Origin of the sequence: Flavobacterium rhamnosi (assembly GCF_048286515.1) — a bacterium.
Classification (GTDB): Bacteria; Bacteroidota; Bacteroidia; order Flavobacteriales; family Flavobacteriaceae; genus Flavobacterium.
The window spans coordinates 58,449-81,010 of record NZ_JBLVPS010000015.1 but is presented as its reverse complement, the minus strand read 5'-3'; the positions used below and the strand labels follow the sequence as shown (position 1 = coordinate 81,010).

The window sequence follows — 22,562 nt, the reverse complement described above, 5'->3', positions numbered from 1 at the left end:
TCGCAACTACCACAATTGCCCTACTTCGTTTTTAATATAAGCTAAAGCTGCACTACTTGGAGATTGTTTTTCCATTAAATCACTTAGAATCACTTCACGCAATTTATCGGAGCTGTCGACACGATCACTCATGTTGGCTTTGCGAATCATTTGAATAGTAGCGTTTTTAGCAGTAACTAGAATGGTCCAACATTCATCCGACATGTAAATTTGTTGCGTTAAATTATGTTCAAATTCCTGTTCGATTTGCGCAATTATGAGATTTTCATAATCATTTTTATCTTGTGAAAGAGGAGCAATGCGAATCAATAATTTAGTAGGATTGATACGTTCCATATACAATACCATACGTTCAAATGCCTGTAAACGCAGAGGCAAGGCATTTTTTTGTGCTTCTTTGTGTAATAAATAACGACGTCTTCCTTCTTCGTTTTTAGTATGAAGATCAAAAAAATAATAGGCGACAACCCCTGTGACAACTGCTGGTAAAGTATAACTTAGTAATTCTATGATTTGTGTTGATTCCATTTTGTTTGTAAGTTTTATCAAAAACAAAAATATACTTTTTTGATTATAAATCAACTTGATTTTATTAGCAATAATTCAATCCGAATAGTATTTTTACGATTTAGTACCCAGAATGTTTAAATAGATTAAGAATGGAAACGTATGTATTGGTTTTACTTTGCTTGGCCGCTTTTGCCGCAGGATTTATAGATGCTATTGTGGGCGGTGGGGGACTGATACAGACGCCTATGGGGTTGATTTTATTACCTAATTTTCCAGTTTCAACAGTTATCGGAACCTTAAAAGTCCCCGCTTTTAGCGGCACTTCCTTTGCAGCGTACCAGTATCTTAAAAAGGTTGATATGAACTGGAAATTACTTGGAATTATGATGCTTTTGGCTTTTCCTTCAGCATTTTTAGGATCTACATTATTAACCTACGTGAGTAATGATTTTATGAAACCATTATTGTTAATTGTTCTTTCATTTTTAGTGGTTTACACCTATGCAAAGAAAAATTTTGGGCAACATGTTGAAAAAACTCATTCTCCTAGAACGCAGCTATTAAATGCTATAGGAATTAGTTTCATAGTGGGCTTGTATGATGGATTTATTGGTCCCGGAACCGGAAGTTTTTTAGTGGTCGCCTTTATTGCTCTAATGGGATTTGATTTTTTACATGCTTCCGCAAACGCAAAAATGGTGAATCTATCAACTAACTTTGGGTCCATTTGTCTCTTTGTTTTAAAAGGCAAAATTATTTGGGCAATCGCAATACCGATGGCTTTGAGCAATGCGCTCGGCGGATGGATCGGAGCAAAATTAGCCATCAATAAAGGAAATAGTTTTATTCGAATTTTCTTTCTGGTAGTTGTAATAGGTACTTTACTCCGCTTCGCTTACGATGTGTTTTTCAAATAATTAATTACAGAACATCGGATTAAATTGACCGCAAAATTAATAGCCAATTGTTGGTTTTTGGTACTGAAAACCTCGTTCAAAATTGCTATTTTTGCATAATATAATTTAAAAAGTTCCATGCATAAATATATCGATCAACTTAACGAAGCGCAACGCGAACCTGTTCTCCAAAAAGACGGGCCTATGATAATTATTGCAGGTGCAGGTTCTGGTAAAACACGTGTGTTGACTATTAGAATTGCTTATTTAATGAATCAGGGAGTTGATGCGTTTAGCATTTTGTCACTTACTTTTACCAACAAAGCAGCTCGTGAAATGAAAAAACGTATCTCTGATATTGTTGGTGCCGGCGAAGCTAAAAATCTTTGGATGGGAACCTTTCACTCGGTTTTTGCTCGAATTCTTCGGTCAGAAGCGGAACATTTAGGGTATCCTTCAAATTTTACCATATATGATTCTCAAGATTCACTTCGTGCAATTTCAGGTATTATCAAAGAAATGCAATTGGACAGAGATGTGTACAAACCAAAACAGGTTTTAAGCAGAATTTCTAATTTCAAAAACAGTTTGATTACGGTAAAAGCTTATTTCAATGATCCTGATTTACAAGAAGCAGATGCCATGTCCAAGAAGCCTAGGATGGGGGAAATTTATCAAAATTATGTAGACCGATGCTTCAAAGCAGGAGCAATGGATTTTGATGATTTGTTGTTGAAAACTAATGAACTGCTGACTCGTTTCCCAGAAGTTTTGGCTAAATATCAAAACCGTTTCCGTTACATATTGGTGGATGAGTACCAAGATACGAATCACTCACAGTATTTGATTGTTAGAGCATTGTCTGATAAATTTCAGAATATCTGTGTAGTCGGTGATGATGCACAAAGTATCTATGCATTTCGTGGGGCAAACATCAATAATATCCTGAATTTCCAGAAAGATTACGAAGGTGTTAAAACTTTTAGATTGGAACAAAATTACCGTTCTACAAAAAATATTGTAGAAGCGGCCAACACCATCATCGATAAAAATAAAGTCAAGCTTGATAAGATAGTTTGGACAGCCAATGATTTTGGCCCAAAAATAAAAGTGCATCGCAGTTTAACAGATAATGAGGAAGGCCGATTTGTAGCAAGTACTATCTGGGAAGAAAAAATGCAGAATCAGTTGCATAATGGCGCATTCGCTATTTTATATCGTACTAATGCACAATCTCGCGCTATGGAAGATGCATTGAGAAAAAGAGATATTCCTTATCGAATTTACGGTGGACTTTCGTTCTATCAAAGAAAGGAAGTTAAGGATGTACTGTGTTATCTGCGATTGGTTATCAATCCAAAAGATGAAGAAGCATTAGTACGGGTAATCAATTATCCAGCACGTGGAATTGGCAATACAACTATCGAGAAGTTAACCATAGCAGCCAATCATTACAAGCGTTCCATTTTTGAGGTAATGCAGAATATTGAAAGAATTGATTTAAAACTAAATTCGGGAACTAAACAAAAACTACTTGATTTTGTTACTATGATTCAAAGTTTTCAAGCAATAAATGAAAACCAAGATGCCTTTTATATTACTGATCACGTCGCTAAAAAAACAGGATTGGTTCAAGAATTAAAGAAAGATGCGACTCCTGAGGGAATGGCTAAAATTCAGAACATTGAGGAATTATTAAACGGTATTAAAGATTTTACCGAAGGTCAAAAGGAAGTTGATGGTGCTCGAGGTGCTTTATCTGAGTTTATGGAAGATGTGGCTTTGGCAACAGATTTAGATAAAGATACAAGTGATGAAGATCGTGTGGCATTGATGACCATTCACTTAGCCAAAGGATTGGAATTTCCCCATGTTTTTGTGGTAGGAATGGAAGAAGACTTATTTCCAAGTGCTATGAGTATGAGTACGAGAAGTGAATTAGAGGAAGAACGTCGCTTATTTTATGTAGCTTTGACAAGAGCTGAACATCAGGCCTATTTGACATACGCACAATCCCGATATCGCTGGGGGAAATTAACAGATAGCGAACCTTCCCGTTTTATTGAGGAAATCGACAGCCAGTATTTAGAATATATGACACCTCCTGAAAACAACTACCGTTATAAACCTATGATTGATAGTGATATTTTTGGGGATGTCGATAAATCTAAATTGCGTCTGGCAAAACCAATAGGTGGTGCACCTCCAAAATCTAATACCGATAACGAACCTAAATCGGATATAAATATTCGAAAACTAAAACCAGTGCTTGCAGGTAATTCTTCGTCTGGAACCGCCAATTTGTTTGATAACAAACTGCTGCCAGGAAATGTGGTTATGCACGAACGCTTTGGAAAAGGAATAGTTGTTAACATGGAAGGAGTAGGAGCTGATAAAAAAGCTGAAATCAAATTTGAGGTGGGCGGAATAAAGAAATTGTTACTGCGATTTGCAAAATTGGATATTATTGGATAAAAGGGAAGCGTTTTTAAAAAACCTAATCCTTAAACTTTTTAAACTAAAAAAATGGCTCAATTTATAAAAATATACTCGGATAAACCAAACGAAGCAGCGATTGCCAAAGTAGTGAAGGTTTTAAAAGAGGGAGGTTTGGTTATTTATCCGACAGATACCGTTTACGGATTGGGATGTGATATTACCAATACCAAAGCACTTGAACGTATCGCCAAGATAAAAGGAATTAAGCTGGACAAAGCTAATTTCTCTTTTGTTTGTCACGATTTGAGTAATTTGTCCGATTATGTGAAACAAATTGATACTGCTACTTTTAAACTGTTAAAAAGAGCATTGCCAGGGCCATATACTTTTATTTTACCGGGAAATAATAACTTGCCTAAAGAATTCAAAAAGAAAACGACAGTCGGAATTAGGGTTCCTGATAATTCGATTGCATTGGAAATTGTTCGCCAATTAGGGAATCCGATTGTTTCAACTTCCATTCACGATGATGATGATGTGATTGAATATACCACTGATCCGGAGCTCATTTTTGAGAAATGGCAAAACCTTGTTGACTTGGTTATCGATGGTGGGTATGGCGACAATATGGGATCTACTATTATAGATTTGTCTGGTGATGAACCTATTGTAGTCAGAGAAGGTAAAGGGAGTTTGGATATTCTTTAAGTGATAGTTCAAGTTGCACAGTAGGAATGTTAAAATCCTTAAAAAAAGGGCAAAAAAAAGCGTCTTGATTTTCTCAAGACGTTTTTTTTATGGTACAATTTGTATATGCAAATTGCTATGAAATCTAAAAACTATTGTTTTTGTTTTTTCATTTCTTTTTCAATCATTTCATAGAATTGATCAATTTTTGGTAAAACAACAATACGAGTTCTTCTGTTACGAGCTCTGTTTTCTGCAGAATCATTCGCAACTAAAGGAACGTAAGAACTTCTTCCTGCAGCAATTAATTGTTCTGGTTTAACACCTAATTGATTTGTCAATACACGAATAATTGAAGTAGAACGTTTCACACTTAAATCCCAGTTGTCAAGTAAAATACCTGAACCGTTATAAGGAACACTATCAGTATGACCTTCAACCATACATTCAAAATCCGGTTTGTCATTTACCACCTTAGCTACTTTAGCTAAAACACTTTTTGCTCTGTCTGTTACGTCATAACTTCCAGTTTTAAACAACAATTTGTCAGCAATAGATATAAATACAACTCCTTTTTCAACATTTATTTCAATATCTGGATCAGAAATTCCTACAGCACTTTTCAAACTAGTTACAACAGCAAGTGTAACACTGTCTTTTTTAGTTAAAGCATCTTGCATTCTGCTGATTTTTAAATCTTTTTCTTTGATTGATTCTAAAGCTTTCTCAATATTTTCAGCACCTTTCGTAGACAATATAGTCATGTCTTTTGAAACACTTATTAAACCTTGATTTTGCTCTTTTAAAGTAGCGGCAGTTGCAGCAAGTCCAGCTTTTTCTTCCAAGCAAGAATTTAGTTTAACAGTGCAGCTATTCAATAAATCTTGGGTTTCTTTATTTCTAGCTTCTAAATCGGTATATTTCTTTTTAGAAACACAAGATGTTAAAAGTGCCAATACTGATAAGGCGATTACAATTTTTTTCATAAATTTTTTTAATTAAGATTCAATTACAAAGTTAGTTTTTAAAGATTAGAAATTATATATAAATTAATGTTAAAACTATTTAACAAATATCTTGCCATTTTTAACATAATAATTAAAAACGATACTTTTTATAGTGTAGTATTTTTTAGTTTGAAATCGGTCTCTTTTTTTATAATTAGCAGCATAAAGACGGTAAAACGAACCATGCGCTTTTAGTATCGCTAAAAAGTGGTTGAGTTTTCCGTGCAAAAGAAACTGCAATCCTGCAATTGCATCCAAAACCATTCTGCAAAATAGAATCCAGTAAAGCTTATTTTTGGGTAAATTTTTGGTAAGCATTAACAATGAATTTCTAAAATTCAAATAGGTTTTTTTTGGATTTCCTTGCTGCAAAGTGGCTCCGCCTACATGATAGACAACTGATTGTGAAATGTATTTTATTTTATGGCCTTTATTAAATGCACGCCAGCACAAATCAATTTCTTCCTGATGGGCGAAAAAATCGGCATCAAAACCTTTCAGTTCCTTATAAACTGAGCTTCTAATGAAAAAACAAGCTCCTGAAGCCCAGAATATTTCACAATTGTCATTGTACTGTCCAGTATCTCTTTCTAAAGTATCAAAAATACGCCCACGACAGTAAGGATAACCATATTGATCTATGAATCCTCCGGCAGCACCAGCATATTCAAAGTATTCCTTCCGTTTGAAATCTAATATTTTAGGTTGGATAATGGCTGTTTCAGGTGTGTTTTCGAATGTTTTAACGATGGGCTGCAGCCAATTTTCAGTGACTTCAATGTCGGAATTGACCAAAGCATAAATTTCGGCACTAATGCGTTTCAACGCTTCATTATAACCACCGGCAAAGCCTAAATTACCATCGTTTTTCACAATTTTAATGGAGGGGAAATTAGCTAATACAAATGAAATGCTATCATCTGTTGATGCATTATCAGCAATGTAAATTGTAGCTTCGGGCGAATATTTCACAATCGAAGGTAAAAATTGTTCTAATAATTGTACTCCATTCCAATTGAGTATGACAACAGCTATTTTCATTTAGATGATTTGATTATTGGATTTTATATATTGGCAATTCAGGTAAAAAATTGTACTTTTCATTTTCAAAATCCATTTGACAAAAGTAATGATTCAATCCATTGGTCACCATCAGAAATTGGGCTTTCATAGTCATATTGTAACGGGCGATTTGATCGAAAGTCGCTTGAGCAATTTTTATTTCAGGTGCTTTACATTCTATTAAAATAAAAATAGAACCATCGGGATTGAAAACGACAACATCGTATCTTTTACGCAAGCCATTGACTTTCAGAACTTTTTCTACATTAATCAATGATTTAGGGTATTTTTTTTCTTCCAGTAAAAATTGAACTACATGCTGACGAACCCATTCTTCCGGAGTAAGAATGATAAATTTTTTCCTGATTTCATCAAAAATGGATACTTTATTTTCGCTATTTTTGAACCGAAAGTTATAAAGTTGAAAATTTAATTTTTGCATGCAGCAAAAGTATTAAATAAGTTTAAAATTTAGAGTTTAAAGTTTCATTCGAAGCAACAAACTTTAAACGTCAAACTTTAAACAAAGAGAAATGGACGAGGTTGTAAAAATTGTAAGTGATATAAAAAATGGCACCATTAAGCCCATCTATTTTTTAATGGGAGAAGAACCCTATTATATTGACAAACTATCTGATTATATAGAAGAAAAAGTATTAACAGAAGAGGAAAAAGGCTTCAATCAGACTGTTTTATACGGTAGAGATGTTTCTATAGAAGATATTATATCAACCGCCAAGCGCTATCCTATGATGTCAGAACGCCAAGTTGTGATTGTAAAAGAAGCACAAGATTTGATTCGGACGATTGATAAATTGGAAAGTTACGCTGAAAGCCCGATGCCATCAACCGTTTTGGTTTTCTGTTACAAATATAAAACCTTGGACAAACGTAAGAAGCTTACCAAATTATTGGCCAAGCACGGTGTCGTTTATGAGAGCAAAAAATTGTATGAAAACCAAGTAGGCGAGTGGATCAAACGAGTTTTATCAGGTAAAAAATATTCGATTGAACCCAAAGCAACTGCCATGTTAGTGGAATTTCTGGGAACTGACTTAAGTAAAATTAACAACGAACTCGAAAAATTACAGATTATACTGCCTGTTGGTAGCACTATCACTCCGAAGCATATTGAGGAAAATATAGGTTTCAGCAAAGACTTCAATGTATTTGAATTGCGAAAAGCACTTGGAGAACGCAATCAATTAAAAGCCTATACTATTGCCGAAAATTTTGCACAAAATCCAAAGGACAATCCGATGGTGGTTACTACAAGTTTAGTTTTTGGATTTTTTATTCAATTGTTGAAATACCATGGATTGAAAGACAAAAACCCAAAAAATGTTGCATCAGTATTAGGTGTTAATCCATTCTTTTTAAAAGAGTATGATGTGGCTTTGAAAAATTACCCGATGAAAAAAGTAAGTCAAATTATTGGCGCATTAAGAGATATTGATGTAAAAAGTAAAGGTGTTGGCGCCAATGCGTTGTCACAATCGGATTTATTAAGAGAAATGCTTTATAAAATATTTAATTAGCGACTAAAATTACCGATATTTGCATCTCTAAAATATAATATTACCTAAATATGGGAATGAATAAAAATACTATCTTAGGTTGGGCTACTTTAATAATGATTATAATGGGTTTATTGCTTATCGCATTAGGCGCTTTTAGATATGATGACGTAGCTGGTTGGGGATTTGCAGCCGTAGGTGTTGGTTTTTTGGCTAATGCATGGGTTTTTAGTTCGCTTAAGGGTAGACTTTAATAGTTATTTTAAATGTTGAATTTTAAATTTTAAATTAAAAAGAATGGCAGACGATAAAAAAGTGATATTCTCAATGTCAAAATTGAGTAAAACGTATTCAAGCAGTGATAAGCAGGTGTTGAAAAATATTTATTTAAGTTTCTTCTACGGAGCTAAAATTGGTATTTTGGGTCTAAATGGCTCAGGAAAATCTTCTTTGTTAAAAATCATAGCGGGTGTTGATAAAAACTACCAAGGTGATGTAGTGTTTGCACCAGGCTATACTGTGGGTTATTTGGAGCAAGAGCCAATTTTGGATGATAGTAAAACGGTTATTGAAATTGTAAGAGAAGGAGTTGCTGAAACAATGGCAGTTCTAGAAGAATTCAACCAAATCAATGATAGTTTCGGTTTGCCGGAAGTATATGAAAATGCGGAAAAAATGGAGCAATTGATGGATCGTCAAGCGCTTTTACAAGATAAAATTGATGCTTTAGGTGCTTGGGAAATCGATACTAAATTAGAAATCGCTATGGATGCGTTGCGTACTCCGGAAGGTGATACTCCAATTAAAAATTTATCTGGTGGAGAGCGTCGTCGTGTAGCCTTATGTCGCTTGTTGTTGCAACAACCTGATGTGTTACTTCTGGATGAGCCTACGAATCACTTGGATGCGGAAAGCGTACTTTGGTTAGAACAGCATTTAGCACAATATGCCGGAACTGTAATTGCAGTAACGCACGATAGATACTTTTTAGATAATGTTGCTGGTTGGATTTTGGAATTGGACAGAGGCGAGGGAATTCCTTGGAAAGGGAATTACTCCTCTTGGTTAGACCAAAAATCAAGCCGTATGGCACTTGAAGAAAAAGTAGCCTCAAAACGCAGAAAAACATTAGAGCGTGAGTTGGACTGGGTTCGTCAAGGTGCCAAAGGCCGTCAAACGAAACAAAAAGCCCGTTTACAGAACTACGATAAATTATTGAATGAAGACCAGAAACAATTGGATGAAAATCTGGAAATCTACATTCCAAATGGTCCGCGTTTAGGAACTAATGTGATTGAAGCTAAAAATGTAGCTAAAGCATTTGGCGATAAATTACTATATGATAATTTAAATTTTACGCTGCCGCAAGCAGGAATTGTTGGGATTATTGGACCAAATGGTGCAGGTAAATCAACAATTTTTAAAATGATTATGGGTGAAGAAAAACCAGATGCAGGAGAGTTTTTAATTGGGGATACCGTAAAGATTGCTTATGTAGATCAAGCGCACTCTAACATAAATCCTGAAAAATCAATTTGGGAAAACTTCGCTGACGGTCAGGAAATGATTATGATGGGAGGAAAACAAGTAAACTCTAGAGCCTATTTGTCACGATTTAATTTTGGTGGCGGAGAGCAAAATAAGAAAGTTTCAATGCTTTCAGGTGGAGAGAGAAACCGTTTGCATCTTGCAATGACTTTAAAAGAAGAAGGAAACGTACTTTTATTAGATGAGCCTACCAATGATTTGGATATCAACACGCTGCGTGCTTTGGAAGAGGGATTAGAGAACTTTGCTGGTTGTGCTGTAATAATTTCTCACGACAGATGGTTCTTAGATAGAATTTGTACACACATTCTAGCTTTCGAAGGAAACTCCGAAGTGTATTATTTTGAAGGTGGTTTTTCTGATTATGAAGAGAACAAGAAAAAACGTTTGGGTGGTGATTTAACTCCAAAGCGATTGAAATACAGAAAATTAATCAGAAGTTAGTATAACTTCCGAATACAGTTAATAATTCAAGAGGATGCCCGCAACGGCGTCCTCTTTTTGGATATTATTTCTTTTTATCAAATTTCATCATAATTATCACGGTGGCAACTAGTCCTATTATTACCAAACCAAATACGACAATCATTATAAACGAACCGTTATCCCAAGAAAAAAGTGATGTGTCTTTCATAATTCAATTTTTAAGGTTGTTCAAATATAATATTACCGTTGAAACTAATATATGATAAATATCATGATAATCACGCTACTCTAAAAACTTAGCTTTTATCTCTTTTGTCGGAATTAGACAGCTTTCCTTTTTTCCATACCATTTGTAACGGTTTGAAGCAATGTAATCGTAAATACGATTATTAAATGAAGTAGGGAAAATGGAAAATAAAGTGACAAAATAATAAATTCCACCTAAACTTTTAGCAATCTCCAAGATTGCTTCCGACTTGTAATAATAGGCAATTCCAGCTTGATAGAGAATTATACTATCAACTTTTTCAGTATCGATTCCAACGTGTTTAATTACTTCCTGTCCTAAATTAGATTGTAGGGACATAAATCTAAAAATATCTTTTTTATCATGCGTGATGATAAATTGCACCGCCGCGTCGCAGAGATTACAAACGCCGTCAAAGAGGATGATTTTTTTATCTTTAGGAAGGTTTAGCATTTTGTTGTCTAGTTTTGGAATAATGTTTCAGTCGAAAAAAACGTAACTTTTTATGCCATTCTACCGGTCGAACACATACAGCTGTGAACGGGCGTAGAAATGGATTAGATTGACACAGTAAAATGTAACGTTACTTTTTACCAGCTTCAACGAATTCCAGAGCATCCAAACTTACTTTCGAAGTGAATATGCCATAGTTTACTGTTGCTTTATTTTTTTCAATAGCATCAATACTGCCTACCGCTTTACCATCGAACATTCGTACTCGATCACCTACTTTTAATATCGGTTTTGGTTTTTCAATAACTACTTTTAATTTCTTTTCTTTCTTTTCTTTTCGAATTTCTTCGACCTGAACAGTAACTTCCTCGATTACTACTTTTTTCTGTTCTATAAGGGCTTTTGTTTCTTTTGGTGTAGCTTTTTTACGTTTTGAATTTTCAATTTCAATAATTTTCAAAAACTCACCGATCAGGTCTTTTTTGTTTTTGTTATTAAAATATTTTTCCGCTATATCTTCAATTTTTTGACCAATGTATATCGTTTTCTGATTGCTGTCATACAATTCCTGATAACTTTCCAGTTTTTGCTTGATTTTTACATTGATGGTTTCCATTTTCTTGCCTTCTTCACGTGCTTTTGTTTCTTCTTCTTTCAGTGTTTGCGAAGTTTTCTCCATCTTAGACCGCTCTTTCTGAAGGGTAGCAATTGTTTTGTCAAAACGCACTTTTCCAACTTCAATTTTCTTTTTTGCACGATTTATTAAACTAAATGGGATTCCATTTTTTAAAGCGACTTCAAATGTAAAAGAACTTCCGGCTTGGCCTAAAACCAATTTATACAAAGGCTCTAATGTTTTTTCGTCAAAAAGCATATTTGCATTAGTGGCAAAAGGCAATTCATTAGCGAGAATTTTTAAATTCGAATAATGCGTTGTAATAATGCCGAAGGCTTCCCTATGATAGAACTCTTCTAAGAATATTTCAGCTAATGCGCCACCCAATTCAGGATCAGAACCAGTACCAAATTCATCTATAAGGAACATTGTTTTTTTATTACACTTCTTCAGAAAGTAGTTCATGTTTTTTAATCGGTAGCTATAGGTACTAAGGTGATTTTCAATAGATTGATTGTCTCCTATATCGGTTAGAATTCGATCAAATAAAAATGTTTCACTACGTTCGTGTACGGGAATTAACATACCAGACTGCAACATTAACTGGAGTAGTCCGACGGTTTTCAATGAGATGGTTTTCCCGCCTGCATTCGGACCTGAAATAACGATAATCCTACTTTCCTGTTTTAATTCGATGGTTTGTGGATGTGTAATTTCATTTTTTTGTTTGTTATTCAAATACAAGATAGGATGGAAGGCATCTCTAAAATAAAGTCGGCGATTTTCTGTAATTGCTGGTAAAATTCCATTTATTTTGTTAGCATATTTTGCCTTGGCAGCTATCACATCAATATCGCTTAAGAAATCCTGGTACTGAATAAGCAATGGTAAAAAAGGACGAATTTTATTAGACAACTGCTTTAATATTCGAGTGATTTCCTCTTTTTCCTCATACTCTAAATTACTTAGTTCACGCGAATATTTAAGTGTAGTTTCAGGTTCGATATAGGCAATACTTCCCGTTTTTGAACTGCCCAGAATCGATCCTTTTACTTTACGGCGATACATTGCCAGAACGGCTAAAACCCTTCTATTTTGAACGAAACTTTCTTTAATATCATCTAAATAGCCTAAGGCGTTATATTGCGTTAAAGCAGTTCCGAAACTTTGGTTGACTTTACCTCGAACCACATTCATATTTCTCCGGATATCCAAAAGATCAGATGAAGCATTGTCTTTTATTTCACCATATTTATCGACTACTTCATCGATCATGGTGATGATATCTTTAGTAAATTCAACTTGTGAAGCCCTTATGTATAGATTAGGATAATAGTCTTCGAATTTTCTTAAGAAATTCAAAAGGAAATTAGCAGTTGATGAAATAGTGGCAATTTTTCTAAAACTACCCACTTCAAGAAAACTGTCTTCTATGGCTAAGAATTTAATTTCATGCGTAATAGCGTCAAATCCATGATTGGGAATGGCATTGTTATTCTGGAAAGAGGAAACATATTCTGAGGTTTGCATTAATGCTTGCATCAAAGTTTCCTTATCCTTAAAAGGAGTTATTTCTAATGCTTTTTGTTTTCCAATATCGGTATTACAAATCGTCGAAATGGTTTCGAGAACGGTTGGAAATTGTAAGTCTTGTAATGTTTTTTCAGTGATGGATATCATTTTATAAGCTAAGTTGTAAAGTTTCAAAGTTACAAAGATTCAAAGTGAAAAGTGTTAATTTTTTTAGCGGACTTTTTGAAAAACTTTGCGAACTTTGTACTAAAATAAATTATATGCAAATCAATCTCAATCAGGAATGGCAAACTATTTTATCAGATGAAATTGGAAAGCCCTATTTTAAGGATTTAATGGAAACCGTTTCACAAGAATGCAAAGAGCATACTTGTTATCCTCCAAAAGAATTGATTTTTGCGGCCTTTAACTACTGTAGTTTCAAAGATTTAAAGGTGGTTATTATTGGTCAGGATCCATATCATGGAAAAGGAGAGGCTAACGGTTTGTGTTTCTCTGTAAATGATGGAGTTCGAATTCCACCTTCTCTGCGAAATATTTTTCGAGAAATGAGTACTGACCTGGATACTATCTTTATGCCTACTTCCGGCAATTTAGAAGCTTGGGCAAAACAAGGCGTTTTACTTTTAAATGCTTCTTTGACCGTGCGAGAAGACAATCCTAACAGTCATAAACATCTAAAATGGAACGTTTTTACTGACGCCGTAATCCAAAAAATTTCTGAAAAAAAAGAGCACGTTGTCTTTTTACTTTGGGGTAATTTTGCTCACAAAAAAGGACTTAAAATAGATAGAAACAAACATTTGGTATTAGAATCAGGTCATCCATCGCCAATGAGTGCTAATCAGGGAAAATGGTTTGACAATAAACACTTTACTGTAACTAATAGCTACTTAAAACAAAACGGAATAGATCCGATTCATTGGATTTAAGATTCAAATATTAAAAAGTTAATGGGGGATTATTTATCTTTTTTTACAATATCTTCTAAAACTGCTTTGTCCGAATAATTAATCACTTTTAGCGTGATTTCCTCGTTTTTACTCGTTTTCCCTTCAATAATATACAGCTTGCCTTTTTTGAGTTCGATATTACTTTTGTCAAAATCAACATCACCATATTTCAAAGTGTTTTTTATATCAATGGTATCGATCCATTTTTCGGACAGGATTTGTGATGCCTTTTCAGAATAGTTAAAGGGTTTATTTCTTAAGTCGTTTAACACTCTGGCATTTGGAAAATAATTGCAACGAGTATCTTTACCGGTAAAAATTGCGGCAACAACAAACAATCCTAATATTAATCCGACAAGGTAATAAGCAAAGCGATGTACAAACTTCATGGTTTAATTTTTTGGCAAAGGTAAAAGAAAGTTTGCTTAAAAAACAATTAAATTAATATCGTTATCCGGGATGTCAAACCAATCTCCAATTGCTTTATTGGTGAGGATTCCATGGTAGAGATAAACTCCATTTTTCAATCCTTTATTACATCGCAAAGCACTTTCAATTCCGCCATCTTCAGCAATTTGTAACAAATAGGGGGTAATTATATTACTTATAGATAACGAAGCCGTTTTTGAATACCTGGAAGGAATATTGGGTACGCAATAATGTAAAACATTATTCTTTATAAAGGTGGGCTTTTCATGTGAAGTCACTTCCGATGTCTCAAAGCAACCACCGGTATCGATACTTACGTCAACAATAACGGCTCCCTTTTTCATGTATTCTACCATAGTTTCAGTAACTACAACCGGGCAACGTTCCTGACCTCTCATGGCACCTATCGCAACATCACATCGCCTCAATGCCTTCAATAAAGATTTGGGTTGAATGGTGGAAGTAAAAACACGCTGATTCAGATTGTTTTGCAATCGGCGAAGTTTGGTAATGGAATTATCAAATACTTTAACAGTGGCACCTAAGCCAATAGCAGTTCTAGCTGCAAATTCACCAACGGTTCCTGCACCCAAAATAACTACCTCAGTAGGGGGAACTCCGGTAATATTTCCGAATAATAATCCTTTTCCAAATTCATTGGTAATCATTAATTCGGCTGCAATTAAAATCGAGGCCGTCCCTGCAATTTCACTCAATGATTTGACTGCTGGATACGTACCGTCTTCATCTTTTATATATTCAAATGCAAGTGCTGTAATTTTCTTTTTGGTCAAGGCTTCAAAATAGGTCTTTTTCCTTGTTTTCAATTGAATGGCCGATATTAGAATCGTTTCAGGATTCATCATTTCAATTTCCGCTAGGGTAGCAGGTTCTACTTTAAGTATCATTGGACAGCTAAATACCTTTTTTATATCATTGGTAATTTCAGCACCTGCTTCAAAATATTCTTTGTCTGAATAACTCGAACTTTCACCTGCACCCGCCTCAATCATTACTCTATGACCATGGTAAGTCAACGTATTTACAGCATCAGGTGTCAGGCAAATACGGCGTTCTTGATAGCTGGTTTCCTTTGGAATACCAATAAAAAGCTCACTTTTTCGTCTTCTTATCTCAAGTTTTTCTTCTTGAGGTAATAACTGCTGCTTAGTAAATGGTGTTATGGTTATTGACATTAGTGTTATAAAATTTAGGGTACAATTTACGGAAAAAGTTTTAAAAAAATACAATTGAGCAGCTGGAAAGCATGCTGAAGTCTAAACTTTAAATTAAGTGATGTATTTTTCCATTTTAATATCGGCTCTGTCATAAACTCCGTCTTCTAAAGATATTTCCACAAAACCAAATTTTTCGTACAAATGAATCGCCGGAAGCAATTTCCTGTTGGAATATAAAATAAGCTTTTTTATACCTTTCTGTTCTGCAACAGCGAGACAATGAACCATCAGTTTTTTTCCTACTCCAAGTCCCTGAATGCCGTCCTTAACTGCCATTTTACTCAATTCAAACGTCGTAGCATCGATTTTTATCAAAGAAACTGTGCCTATTATTTCAGTATTGTATTTTGCATAGAAAATCATTCCGCCTTTCTCGATAATTTCACCCTGCGGATTTGATAGTACAATTTCGTCTTTGGGTTCTACCTTGAAATATTTTGTAAGCCATTCTATATTCAAAGTTTTTATAGGGGCTGCTAAAGCTGTTGTAAAAGGAATAATTTCAACTGTATCGTTTATACTCATAGTGTTTTTATCTTAAATCTAAAGAGCGTTTCCCATCAGCAAGTAAGGTAATTGTAATCACAGAATGCTCGTCAGGAATCAAATTCGGAATCTTTTCAGCCCATTCTATAAAACACCAATTACCAGAATATAAATAATCATCAACACCCATGTCCAATGCTTCTTCTTCCTTGTTTAATCTATAGAAATCAAAATGATAAACAATTTGATTATCAATAGTTTGATATTCATTAACTAAAGAAAAAGTTGGACTACTTGTAGCGCCACTAACTCCAAGATTCTTGCACAATTGTTTGATCAAAGTAGTTTTCCCAACGCCCATTTCTCCATGAAAAAGAATCACTTTATTGGGTTTTTCGGTAATGATTTTTTGCGCAACTTGTTCAAGTTGGTCTAAAGAAAAAACAACATTCATTCTTCTTTTTTGTTTAAAGTTTAAATTTTTCATCCAAACCTGCTATTTATAATTTATTTTCTGCAACCTACAATGTAATTTATTTCGGATTAAAAACTAAAAACGGAATAATCATTTCTTCTAATGAAATTCCACCGTGCTGATACGTGTTTTTATAATAACTCACATAATGATTGTAATTGTTGACATATGCCAAAAACAAATCATTTTTTGCAAAAATATAAGAACTACTCATATTTATGGTAGGCAAACCAATATTTTTCGGTTCTTTCACAGCATAAACATCTTTGTGCTCATAGGTCAAACTGCGTCCTGTTTTGTAACGTAAATTCAAACTAGTATTTTTATCACCTACCACTTTCGATGGATTTTTCACGTTTATAGTTCCGTGATCCGTAGTTAAAATCAACTTAAATCCCATTTTCTGAGCTTGTTGAATAATTTCTAGCAATGGAGAATTTTTAAACCAGCTCAACGTCAGCGAGCGATATGCTTTATCGTCTGATGCAAGTTCTTTAACTACATCCATTTCCGTTTTAGCGTGCGAAAGCATATCAACAAAATTGTAAACTACGGTAACTAAATCATTGTTTTTCAAGGCTTTAAAACCTTCAACTAATTTTTTACCTCCGGCAAGATTGGTGATTTTGAAATAATCTTCTTTAATGTGTAATCCCAAACGTTTCAATTGTGCTGATAAAAATTCCGCTTCATACAGGTTTTTCCCGCCTTCTTCCGGATCGTTTTTCCAATATTGCGGGAATTGCTTTTCCATTTCAAGTGGTGTCAAACCAGAGAAAATAGCATTTCTGGCATATTGTGTAGCCGTTGGTAAAATAGCGTAATATGGAACTTCTTTTTCCAGTTTATAATAATTAGCCACCACGCTTTCAAAAGCTTTCCACTGATCGTAACGCAAATTATCAATCACCACAAAAAGAACCGGTTTGTCTTTTTTTAGAATTTCAGGAACCACTAACTCTTTGAACAAAGTGTGCGATTGAACCGGCTTATCTGCTTTTGGTGCAAACCAATCCTCATAATTACGCTCAATAAATTTTCCAAATTGCGAATTGGCTTCCGTTTTCTGGGATTCCAGAATTTCAACCATACTCTGATCGTTGATATTCTCCAATTCCAGTTCCCAAAAAATCAATTTTTTATACAATTCGATCCAGTCTTCATACGAATTCACCATCGCCATTTCCATGGTGATTTTTCTAAATTCTTTCTGATAATCCAATGTTGTTTTTTGCGAAATCAATCGGGAATGATCCAGGTTTTTCTTCAGGCTCAACAAAATCTGATTCGGATTCACTGGTTTTATCAAGTAATCAGCAATTTTAGAACCAATTGCTTCCTCCATAATGTATTCTTCCTCACTTTTAGTAATCATAATCATGGGAACCGAAGATTTTTTTTCTTTCATCTCCGACAGCGTTTCCAGACCGCTCATTCCTGGCATATTTTCGTCCAGGAAAACAATATCAAAATTGTTTTCCTCAAAAATATCAATTGCATCACGACCATTATTACAAGTAGTAACTTCGTAATTTTTCTTTTCCAGAAATAATATATGAGGTTTTAAAAGGTCGATTTCATCATCCACCCAAAGTATTTTTATTTTATCCATAAGTCGTATTAACAAGTATTCAAAAGTTGTAATTGAAAGTGCCAATTTACTGCTTTTTGCAACGGTTAGTTGCTAATATTATGATAATTTTTCGCGCAATAGCGGGGAGTATTGCCAAACAAAGGTAAGTATTTTTTGTTCTGAAATCACTTCTGAACAGGAGTCACTCTCCAAAAAATCCATGTGTGTTACGCTATATATTGTATCTTCCTTTTTAAAGAAAAAAGAGAAGGATGCCGATTCCATTCTTCCCGTTGTTGCGATAGTACTTTACTTTTACAACTACAATTTAGATAAGAAAAGTTTACAGAAAGTAAAATGTATTAGTCGAATTTGTGTTGTTTTTTTATAAATTCGTAATACAATTGCGGTAGCAATTTCGCTTTACAATTAACCCAAAATAAGATTGATTTAGATAGTTTTTTTTGCAAAATTTCTTAAATTTGAAAAGGTATCTGACCTACAAATCTATGGAATACTTCAATTTTATAATAGGCATCTTATTAAAACATATCATCAGGTAAACGGAGAAAAGTCAAGCCTAAATAAAATAAATTATGTTAGATAAAAAATACTTTGTGAACGGACAAATTGCCCATGAGCTAATTGGGGACAAATTGACTTATTTTTTCAAAAATGGAAAAATAAAGGCTAAAGGCCCTTTTATTAAAGGACTAATGGAAGGGGAATGGATATTTTATCGTGAGACTGGACAGCTTTGGCAAATCGGAAATTTCAAAAACGGAAAGAAACATGGTTCTTTTATTCGCTATGACAGAAATGATCAAGTAGAATATCAAGAGACTTTTGAAAACGAGAAAATTATTAAAAACAAAAAATGAACACTATAATTCTCAAAACAGAACGATTAATCGTAAGACCAATTACAGTATTTGACTTGGATTATATTCACGATTTACATTCTTTGAAAGAAACAGACGAATTCAATACTTTAGGAATTCCTGTAAATATTCAAGAAACAAAACTACTTTTAGAAAAGTGGATTTTTGAAAATAACAAAGAGCTGCCAACTAATTTTTCTTTTGTTGTCAAATTAAATACTGAAAACCAAGTTATAGGATTAATTGGAATCAATTTGGGGAAAGTAAAATATAAAAATGCCGAAGTTTGGTTCAAATTCCATAAAGACCATTGAAATAAAGGCTACGCTACCGAATCTTTAAAAGAGATACTTCGGTTTGGTTTCAAGGAACTTAATTTGCACCGAATTGAAGCAGGTTGTGCGGTGGGAAATTTCGGTTCCATCAACGTTTTGGAAAAAACCGGAATGATAAGAGAAGCGCATACCAGAAAATTGTTGCCATTGCAATCCGGCTGGTCGGATAATTATGGATACGCTATTTTAGCGACAGATTAGTTATTTGCTCAATCTAAAAAAAGAAATTTTATATGAATCCAAGAATTGAAACGCTAGCGGAGAAAAAATTGATGGGCAAACGAATAACACTGTCACTATCCAATAATAAAACGGCAGAACTTTGGCAAAGCTTTATGCCAAGACGGAAAGAAATTCATAACATAATAGGAGCTGATTTGTATTCTATGCAAAAATATGACGCTTCTTATTTTAGTGCTTTTAATCCAAATACTGAATTTGAAAAATGGGCGGCCGTTGCTGTAACTGATTTTAATCTAATTCCAGACGAAATGGAATACATAACCTTGGCTGGAGGCTTGTACGCCGTTTTTGTTCACAAAGGGGACGTAACGACTGCCTCAAAAACATTTCATCATATTTTTGGAACCTGGTTGCCTAACGCTGAATATATACTGGATGATAGGATACATTTTGAACTATTAGGAGAAAAATACAAGCATAACGATCCGAGTTCAGAAGAGGAAATTTGGATTCCAATCCAACTAAAATAAGAATACCTATACCGTATCAAAGGCCCAAACAGGATAAAAGACAAAACCACTGTCTAAACGACAACACTGGTTTTGAATAACCAAATATCAACAATAAGGCAAAGACCAACGCATCTAGAACTTCTTTTCCTGCTGTCGGCAAATCCGTGGTTGACAAGTCACCGAACTAGCCGAGCTTAAATATATATTAAAAATCATATAAGAGAGCTTTTTTTTGGAGATAGTACCCAAAGCATGAATTATGTATTAAATAATCTAAAGTTTAGAAACCGATCCGTTATAAGTTAGTTCTTGAAAAAAATGCTTAATATTGAAACCAGAAAAAAAAAACCATAATTTAATACTATTAGCAAACCAAATTATTTATGAAATCAAATAAAAAAACCAATTATTTTTTAAGCATAGCCTTGTTTTCGGCTACTGTCGTAATGGCACAACATGATTATGTTAATACACCTCCAGCGGTTTCACCAATGCCTATGAAACCAGAAATGACCGAAATTTGGGAACCACAAGTAAAAGTAATCACTCCTGCCAAAAAGCTAGGAGAAGCGCCCTCTGATGCAATTGTTTTATTTGACGGGAAAAATTTGAATCAATGGGTGAGTCAAAAAGACGTTACCAAACCTGCTGCCTGGAAAATAGTGAACAACGACTATATGGAGGTGATTCCAGGTTCAGGAGCTATTCAGACGAAAATGCAATTTGGGGATTGTCAACTGCATATTGAATGGAGCGCACCTGATGTTGTTCTAGATGGTGGACAATGGAGAGGAAATAGCGGTGTGTTTTTCCAAAACAGGTACGAACTTCAAGTATTGGATTCCTATAACAACAGAACCTACAGTAATGGTCAGGCAGGAAGTATATACAAGGATCATCCACCTTTAGTTAATGCCATGAAAGGGCCGTCAGAATGGAACACATACGATGTTATTTATACTGCTCCGCGCTTCAAAGCCGACGGAAAAATAGATGCTCCGGCAAGAATCACAGTATTTCACAATGGAGTTCTAGTTCAAAATAATACTACCATCAATGGACTGACACTTTATGCAGGCTTGCACAATTATCCTTCCGGTCATGGAGACGATGTGATTGCATTGCAAGATCATGATTGCAAAAATCAATTCAGAAACATCTGGATTAGAAAACTTTAAAAATTGAATAAAAAGGAGAGCTGCATAACTCTCCTTTTTTTATATACAGTAGGATCGCTATTTTATTTGAGTCGAAAGCACCTAAGTGAGCGTTTCTGATTTAAAATCTAATTTCCTTATATTTGTTGACCAAAAAGAAAGTTATAGTGAATCACGTTAATAAGCTAAAAATATTCAATGATCCCATTTATGGGTTTATTACCATCCCCAACGCCTTAATTTACGATTTAGTTCAGCATCCTTATTTTCAACGTTTGCGCCGTATTTCTCAAATGGGATTGTCCTATTTAGTGTATCCCGGAGCGAATCACACTCGTTTTCACCATGCTTTAGGTTGCATGCACTTAATGCAAAAGGCGGTTGATGTATTGCGTTTTAAAGGTGTTTCTATTTCGCATGAAGAAGAAAACGCATTATATATTGCTATTTTATTGCACGATATAGGTCACGGTCCCTTTTCGCATGCAATGGAAAAAAGCATTGTCGAGGATGTGCATCATGAAGAGATATCATTGTTATTCATGAATCAACTGAATGTGGAATTCGATGGTCAATTGAGTTTAGCAATTCAGGTTTTTAAAGGAGACTATGACAGAAAATTCATGTTGCAATTGATTTCCAGTCAATTGGATATGGATCGGATGGATTATTTGAAACGCGATAGTTTTTATTCAGGTGTGGCAGAAGGAAATGTCAATTCGGAGCGACTTATTCAAATGATGAATGTGGTCGATGATTTCCTGGTAATTGAAGAAAAAGGAATCTACTCTGTAGAAAAATTTTTGATGTCCAGACGCTTAATGTATTGGCAGGCGTATTTGCATAAAACGAGTTTGGTAGCAGAGTTAATTTTGACGAAAATCTTAAAACGCGCCAAAGAATTGACATTAAAAGGAGTTCAATTGCCTTGTAGTGAGCCTTTGCTGTTTTTCATGCAAAATAGAGTTACCTTAGACACTTTTGATACTGAAAATTTAGATTTATTTTCTCAATTGGATGATTTTGATATCATTAGTGCTTTGAAATCTTGGCAGAAGCAGGATGATTTTATACTGTCATCCTTAAGCAAAATGATTGTAAACAGAGATTTGTTAAAAATAAAACTGACCAGCGAAAAAGTTGACATTGAAGAGTTGCAACCGCTGAAAGAACGCTTTGCGCAGGAGAATAATATTTCATTAGTAGAGACTAATTATTTTATTTTTAAAGGGAAAATAAAAAACCAAGCATACAGTAAAGAGGCCGAACCGATACGTATTTTGAAAAAAGACCGAACAATTGAGGACGTTATTGAATCTTCGGATCAGCTGAATTTAAAATCGTTATCTAAATTGGTGACCAAATATTATATATGTTTTCCAAAACAACTTGGATAAAA

The 22,562-nt window shown here is 34.3% G+C and carries 23 protein-coding genes and 1 pseudogene; 12 read left to right on the top strand and 12 right to left on the bottom strand.

The window, feature by feature from the left end:
- Nucleotides 1–6: 6 nt before the first annotated feature.
- On the bottom strand, nt 7–528 hold the full coding sequence (locus tag ACNQGN_RS12845) for a DUF7935 family protein (protein ID WP_417988231.1): 522 nt from the start codon (nt 526–528) through the stop codon (nt 7–9).
- A gap of 131 nt (nt 529–659) precedes the next feature.
- Between ACNQGN_RS12845 and ACNQGN_RS12840 the strand changes: the two genes are divergently transcribed.
- The 3 genes from ACNQGN_RS12840 to ACNQGN_RS12830 all read left to right on the top strand — a co-directional run bounded on the left by ACNQGN_RS12840 (nt 660) and on the right by ACNQGN_RS12830 (nt 4,553).
- Nucleotides 660–1,427, top strand: coding sequence for a sulfite exporter TauE/SafE family protein (locus ACNQGN_RS12840; protein WP_417988230.1), 768 nt, complete (start codon nt 660–662; stop codon nt 1,425–1,427).
- 117 nt (nt 1,428–1,544) lie between these two features.
- Nucleotides 1,545–3,881 (top strand): ATP-dependent helicase, encoded by a 2,337-nt coding sequence (locus tag ACNQGN_RS12835; RefSeq protein WP_417988229.1) that lies wholly within the window; start codon nt 1,545–1,547, stop codon nt 3,879–3,881.
- Between the two features lie 51 nt (nt 3,882–3,932).
- Nucleotides 3,933–4,553 carry an L-threonylcarbamoyladenylate synthase gene (locus tag ACNQGN_RS12830; protein WP_417988228.1) on the top strand — a complete coding sequence of 207 codons (621 nt, stop codon included), beginning with the start codon at nt 3,933–3,935 and terminating at the stop codon, nt 4,551–4,553.
- 131 nt (nt 4,554–4,684) lie between these two features.
- Here the strand turns inward: ACNQGN_RS12830 and ACNQGN_RS12825 are convergent, their stop codons facing one another.
- From ACNQGN_RS12825 to ACNQGN_RS12815, 3 genes are all read right to left on the bottom strand, one after another.
- Nucleotides 4,685–5,518, bottom strand: coding sequence for an OmpA/MotB family protein (locus ACNQGN_RS12825; RefSeq protein WP_417988227.1), 834 nt, complete (start codon nt 5,516–5,518; stop codon nt 4,685–4,687).
- A gap of 75 nt (nt 5,519–5,593) precedes the next feature.
- On the bottom strand, nt 5,594–6,580 hold the full coding sequence (locus ACNQGN_RS12820; RefSeq protein WP_417988226.1) for a glycosyltransferase family 2 protein: 987 nt from the start codon (nt 6,578–6,580) through the stop codon (nt 5,594–5,596).
- Between the two features lie 13 nt (nt 6,581–6,593).
- Nucleotides 6,594–7,043: a type I restriction enzyme HsdR N-terminal domain-containing protein gene (locus ACNQGN_RS12815; protein ID WP_417988225.1), complete on the bottom strand. Its 450-nt coding sequence runs from the start codon at nt 7,041–7,043 to the stop codon at nt 6,594–6,596.
- Between the two features lie 91 nt (nt 7,044–7,134).
- Between ACNQGN_RS12815 and holA the strand changes: the two genes are divergently transcribed.
- From holA to ettA, 3 genes are read left to right on the top strand one after another with little or no spacing between them, the layout of a single operon-like run.
- The gene (gene holA, locus ACNQGN_RS12810; protein ID WP_417988224.1) at nt 7,135–8,139 is read left to right on the top strand and encodes a DNA polymerase III subunit delta; all 1,005 of its coding nucleotides are present in this window, start codon (nt 7,135–7,137) and stop codon (nt 8,137–8,139) included.
- 50 nt (nt 8,140–8,189) lie between these two features.
- Nucleotides 8,190–8,372 carry a CAL67264 family membrane protein gene (locus ACNQGN_RS12805; RefSeq protein ID WP_416858481.1) on the top strand — a complete coding sequence of 61 codons (183 nt, stop codon included), beginning with the start codon at nt 8,190–8,192 and terminating at the stop codon, nt 8,370–8,372.
- Between the two features lie 43 nt (nt 8,373–8,415).
- A complete protein-coding gene (gene ettA, locus ACNQGN_RS12800) occupies nt 8,416–10,110 on the top strand; it encodes an energy-dependent translational throttle protein EttA (RefSeq protein WP_417988223.1) in 1,695 nt (564 codons plus the stop codon).
- 64 nt (nt 10,111–10,174) lie between these two features.
- Here the strand turns inward: ettA and ACNQGN_RS12795 are convergent, their stop codons facing one another.
- The 3 genes from ACNQGN_RS12795 to ACNQGN_RS12785 form a co-directional block, all read right to left on the bottom strand.
- Nucleotides 10,175–10,300 (bottom strand): hypothetical protein, encoded by a 126-nt coding sequence (locus tag ACNQGN_RS12795; protein WP_417988222.1) that lies wholly within the window; start codon nt 10,298–10,300, stop codon nt 10,175–10,177.
- A gap of 75 nt (nt 10,301–10,375) precedes the next feature.
- Nucleotides 10,376–10,792 (bottom strand): thiol-disulfide oxidoreductase DCC family protein, encoded by a 417-nt coding sequence (locus ACNQGN_RS12790; RefSeq protein ID WP_417988221.1) that lies wholly within the window; start codon nt 10,790–10,792, stop codon nt 10,376–10,378.
- A gap of 130 nt (nt 10,793–10,922) precedes the next feature.
- Nucleotides 10,923–13,088 carry an endonuclease MutS2 gene (locus ACNQGN_RS12785; RefSeq protein ID WP_417988220.1) on the bottom strand — a complete coding sequence of 722 codons (2,166 nt, stop codon included), beginning with the start codon at nt 13,086–13,088 and terminating at the stop codon, nt 10,923–10,925.
- Nucleotides 13,089–13,201: 113 nt separating this feature from the next.
- On the opposite strand from ACNQGN_RS12785, the gene ung reads away from it, so the two are divergent.
- Nucleotides 13,202–13,873 (top strand): uracil-DNA glycosylase, encoded by a 672-nt coding sequence (gene ung, locus ACNQGN_RS12780; RefSeq protein WP_417988219.1) that lies wholly within the window; start codon nt 13,202–13,204, stop codon nt 13,871–13,873.
- A gap of 29 nt (nt 13,874–13,902) precedes the next feature.
- Here the strand turns inward: ung and ACNQGN_RS12775 are convergent, their stop codons facing one another.
- The 5 genes from ACNQGN_RS12775 to porX all read right to left on the bottom strand — a co-directional run bounded on the left by ACNQGN_RS12775 (nt 13,903) and on the right by porX (nt 18,134).
- Entirely contained in the window at nt 13,903–14,283 is a 381-nt protein-coding gene (locus ACNQGN_RS12775; RefSeq protein WP_417988218.1) for a DUF4258 domain-containing protein, read from the bottom strand.
- Between the two features lie 36 nt (nt 14,284–14,319).
- Nucleotides 14,320–15,519 carry an alanine dehydrogenase gene (locus tag ACNQGN_RS12770; RefSeq protein WP_417988217.1) on the bottom strand — a complete coding sequence of 400 codons (1,200 nt, stop codon included), beginning with the start codon at nt 15,517–15,519 and terminating at the stop codon, nt 14,320–14,322.
- A gap of 93 nt (nt 15,520–15,612) precedes the next feature.
- Nucleotides 15,613–16,086 carry a GNAT family N-acetyltransferase gene (locus ACNQGN_RS12765; protein ID WP_417988216.1) on the bottom strand — a complete coding sequence of 158 codons (474 nt, stop codon included), beginning with the start codon at nt 16,084–16,086 and terminating at the stop codon, nt 15,613–15,615.
- 7 nt (nt 16,087–16,093) lie between these two features.
- Complete coding sequence (tsaE, locus tag ACNQGN_RS12760) at nt 16,094–16,501, bottom strand: tRNA (adenosine(37)-N6)-threonylcarbamoyltransferase complex ATPase subunit type 1 TsaE (protein WP_417988250.1); 408 nt, start codon at nt 16,499–16,501, stop codon at nt 16,094–16,096.
- Between the two features lie 79 nt (nt 16,502–16,580).
- The gene (gene porX / locus ACNQGN_RS12755) at nt 16,581–18,134 is read right to left on the bottom strand and encodes a T9SS response regulator signal transducer PorX (protein WP_417988215.1); all 1,554 of its coding nucleotides are present in this window, start codon (nt 18,132–18,134) and stop codon (nt 16,581–16,583) included.
- Between the two features lie 557 nt (nt 18,135–18,691).
- Here porX and ACNQGN_RS12750 point away from each other — a divergent pair.
- From ACNQGN_RS12750 to ACNQGN_RS12730, 5 genes and pseudogenes are all read left to right on the top strand, one after another.
- A complete protein-coding gene (locus ACNQGN_RS12750) occupies nt 18,692–18,976 on the top strand; it encodes a toxin-antitoxin system YwqK family antitoxin (RefSeq protein WP_417988214.1) in 285 nt (94 codons plus the stop codon).
- A pseudogene (locus ACNQGN_RS12745) lies at nt 18,973–19,512 on the top strand (GNAT family N-acetyltransferase). The gene ACNQGN_RS12750 and the pseudogene ACNQGN_RS12745 overlap by 4 nt, the downstream one beginning before the upstream one ends.
- A gap of 32 nt (nt 19,513–19,544) precedes the next feature.
- A complete protein-coding gene (locus ACNQGN_RS12740; protein WP_417988213.1) occupies nt 19,545–20,024 on the top strand; it encodes a GyrI-like domain-containing protein in 480 nt (159 codons plus the stop codon).
- Between the two features lie 365 nt (nt 20,025–20,389).
- Nucleotides 20,390–21,184 carry a 3-keto-disaccharide hydrolase gene (locus ACNQGN_RS12735; RefSeq protein ID WP_417988212.1) on the top strand — a complete coding sequence of 265 codons (795 nt, stop codon included), beginning with the start codon at nt 20,390–20,392 and terminating at the stop codon, nt 21,182–21,184.
- A 146-nt stretch (nt 21,185–21,330) separates the two neighbouring features.
- Nucleotides 21,331–22,560, top strand: coding sequence for an HD domain-containing protein (locus ACNQGN_RS12730; protein WP_417988211.1), 1,230 nt, complete (start codon nt 21,331–21,333; stop codon nt 22,558–22,560).
- Nucleotides 22,561–22,562 lie beyond the last annotated feature (2 nt).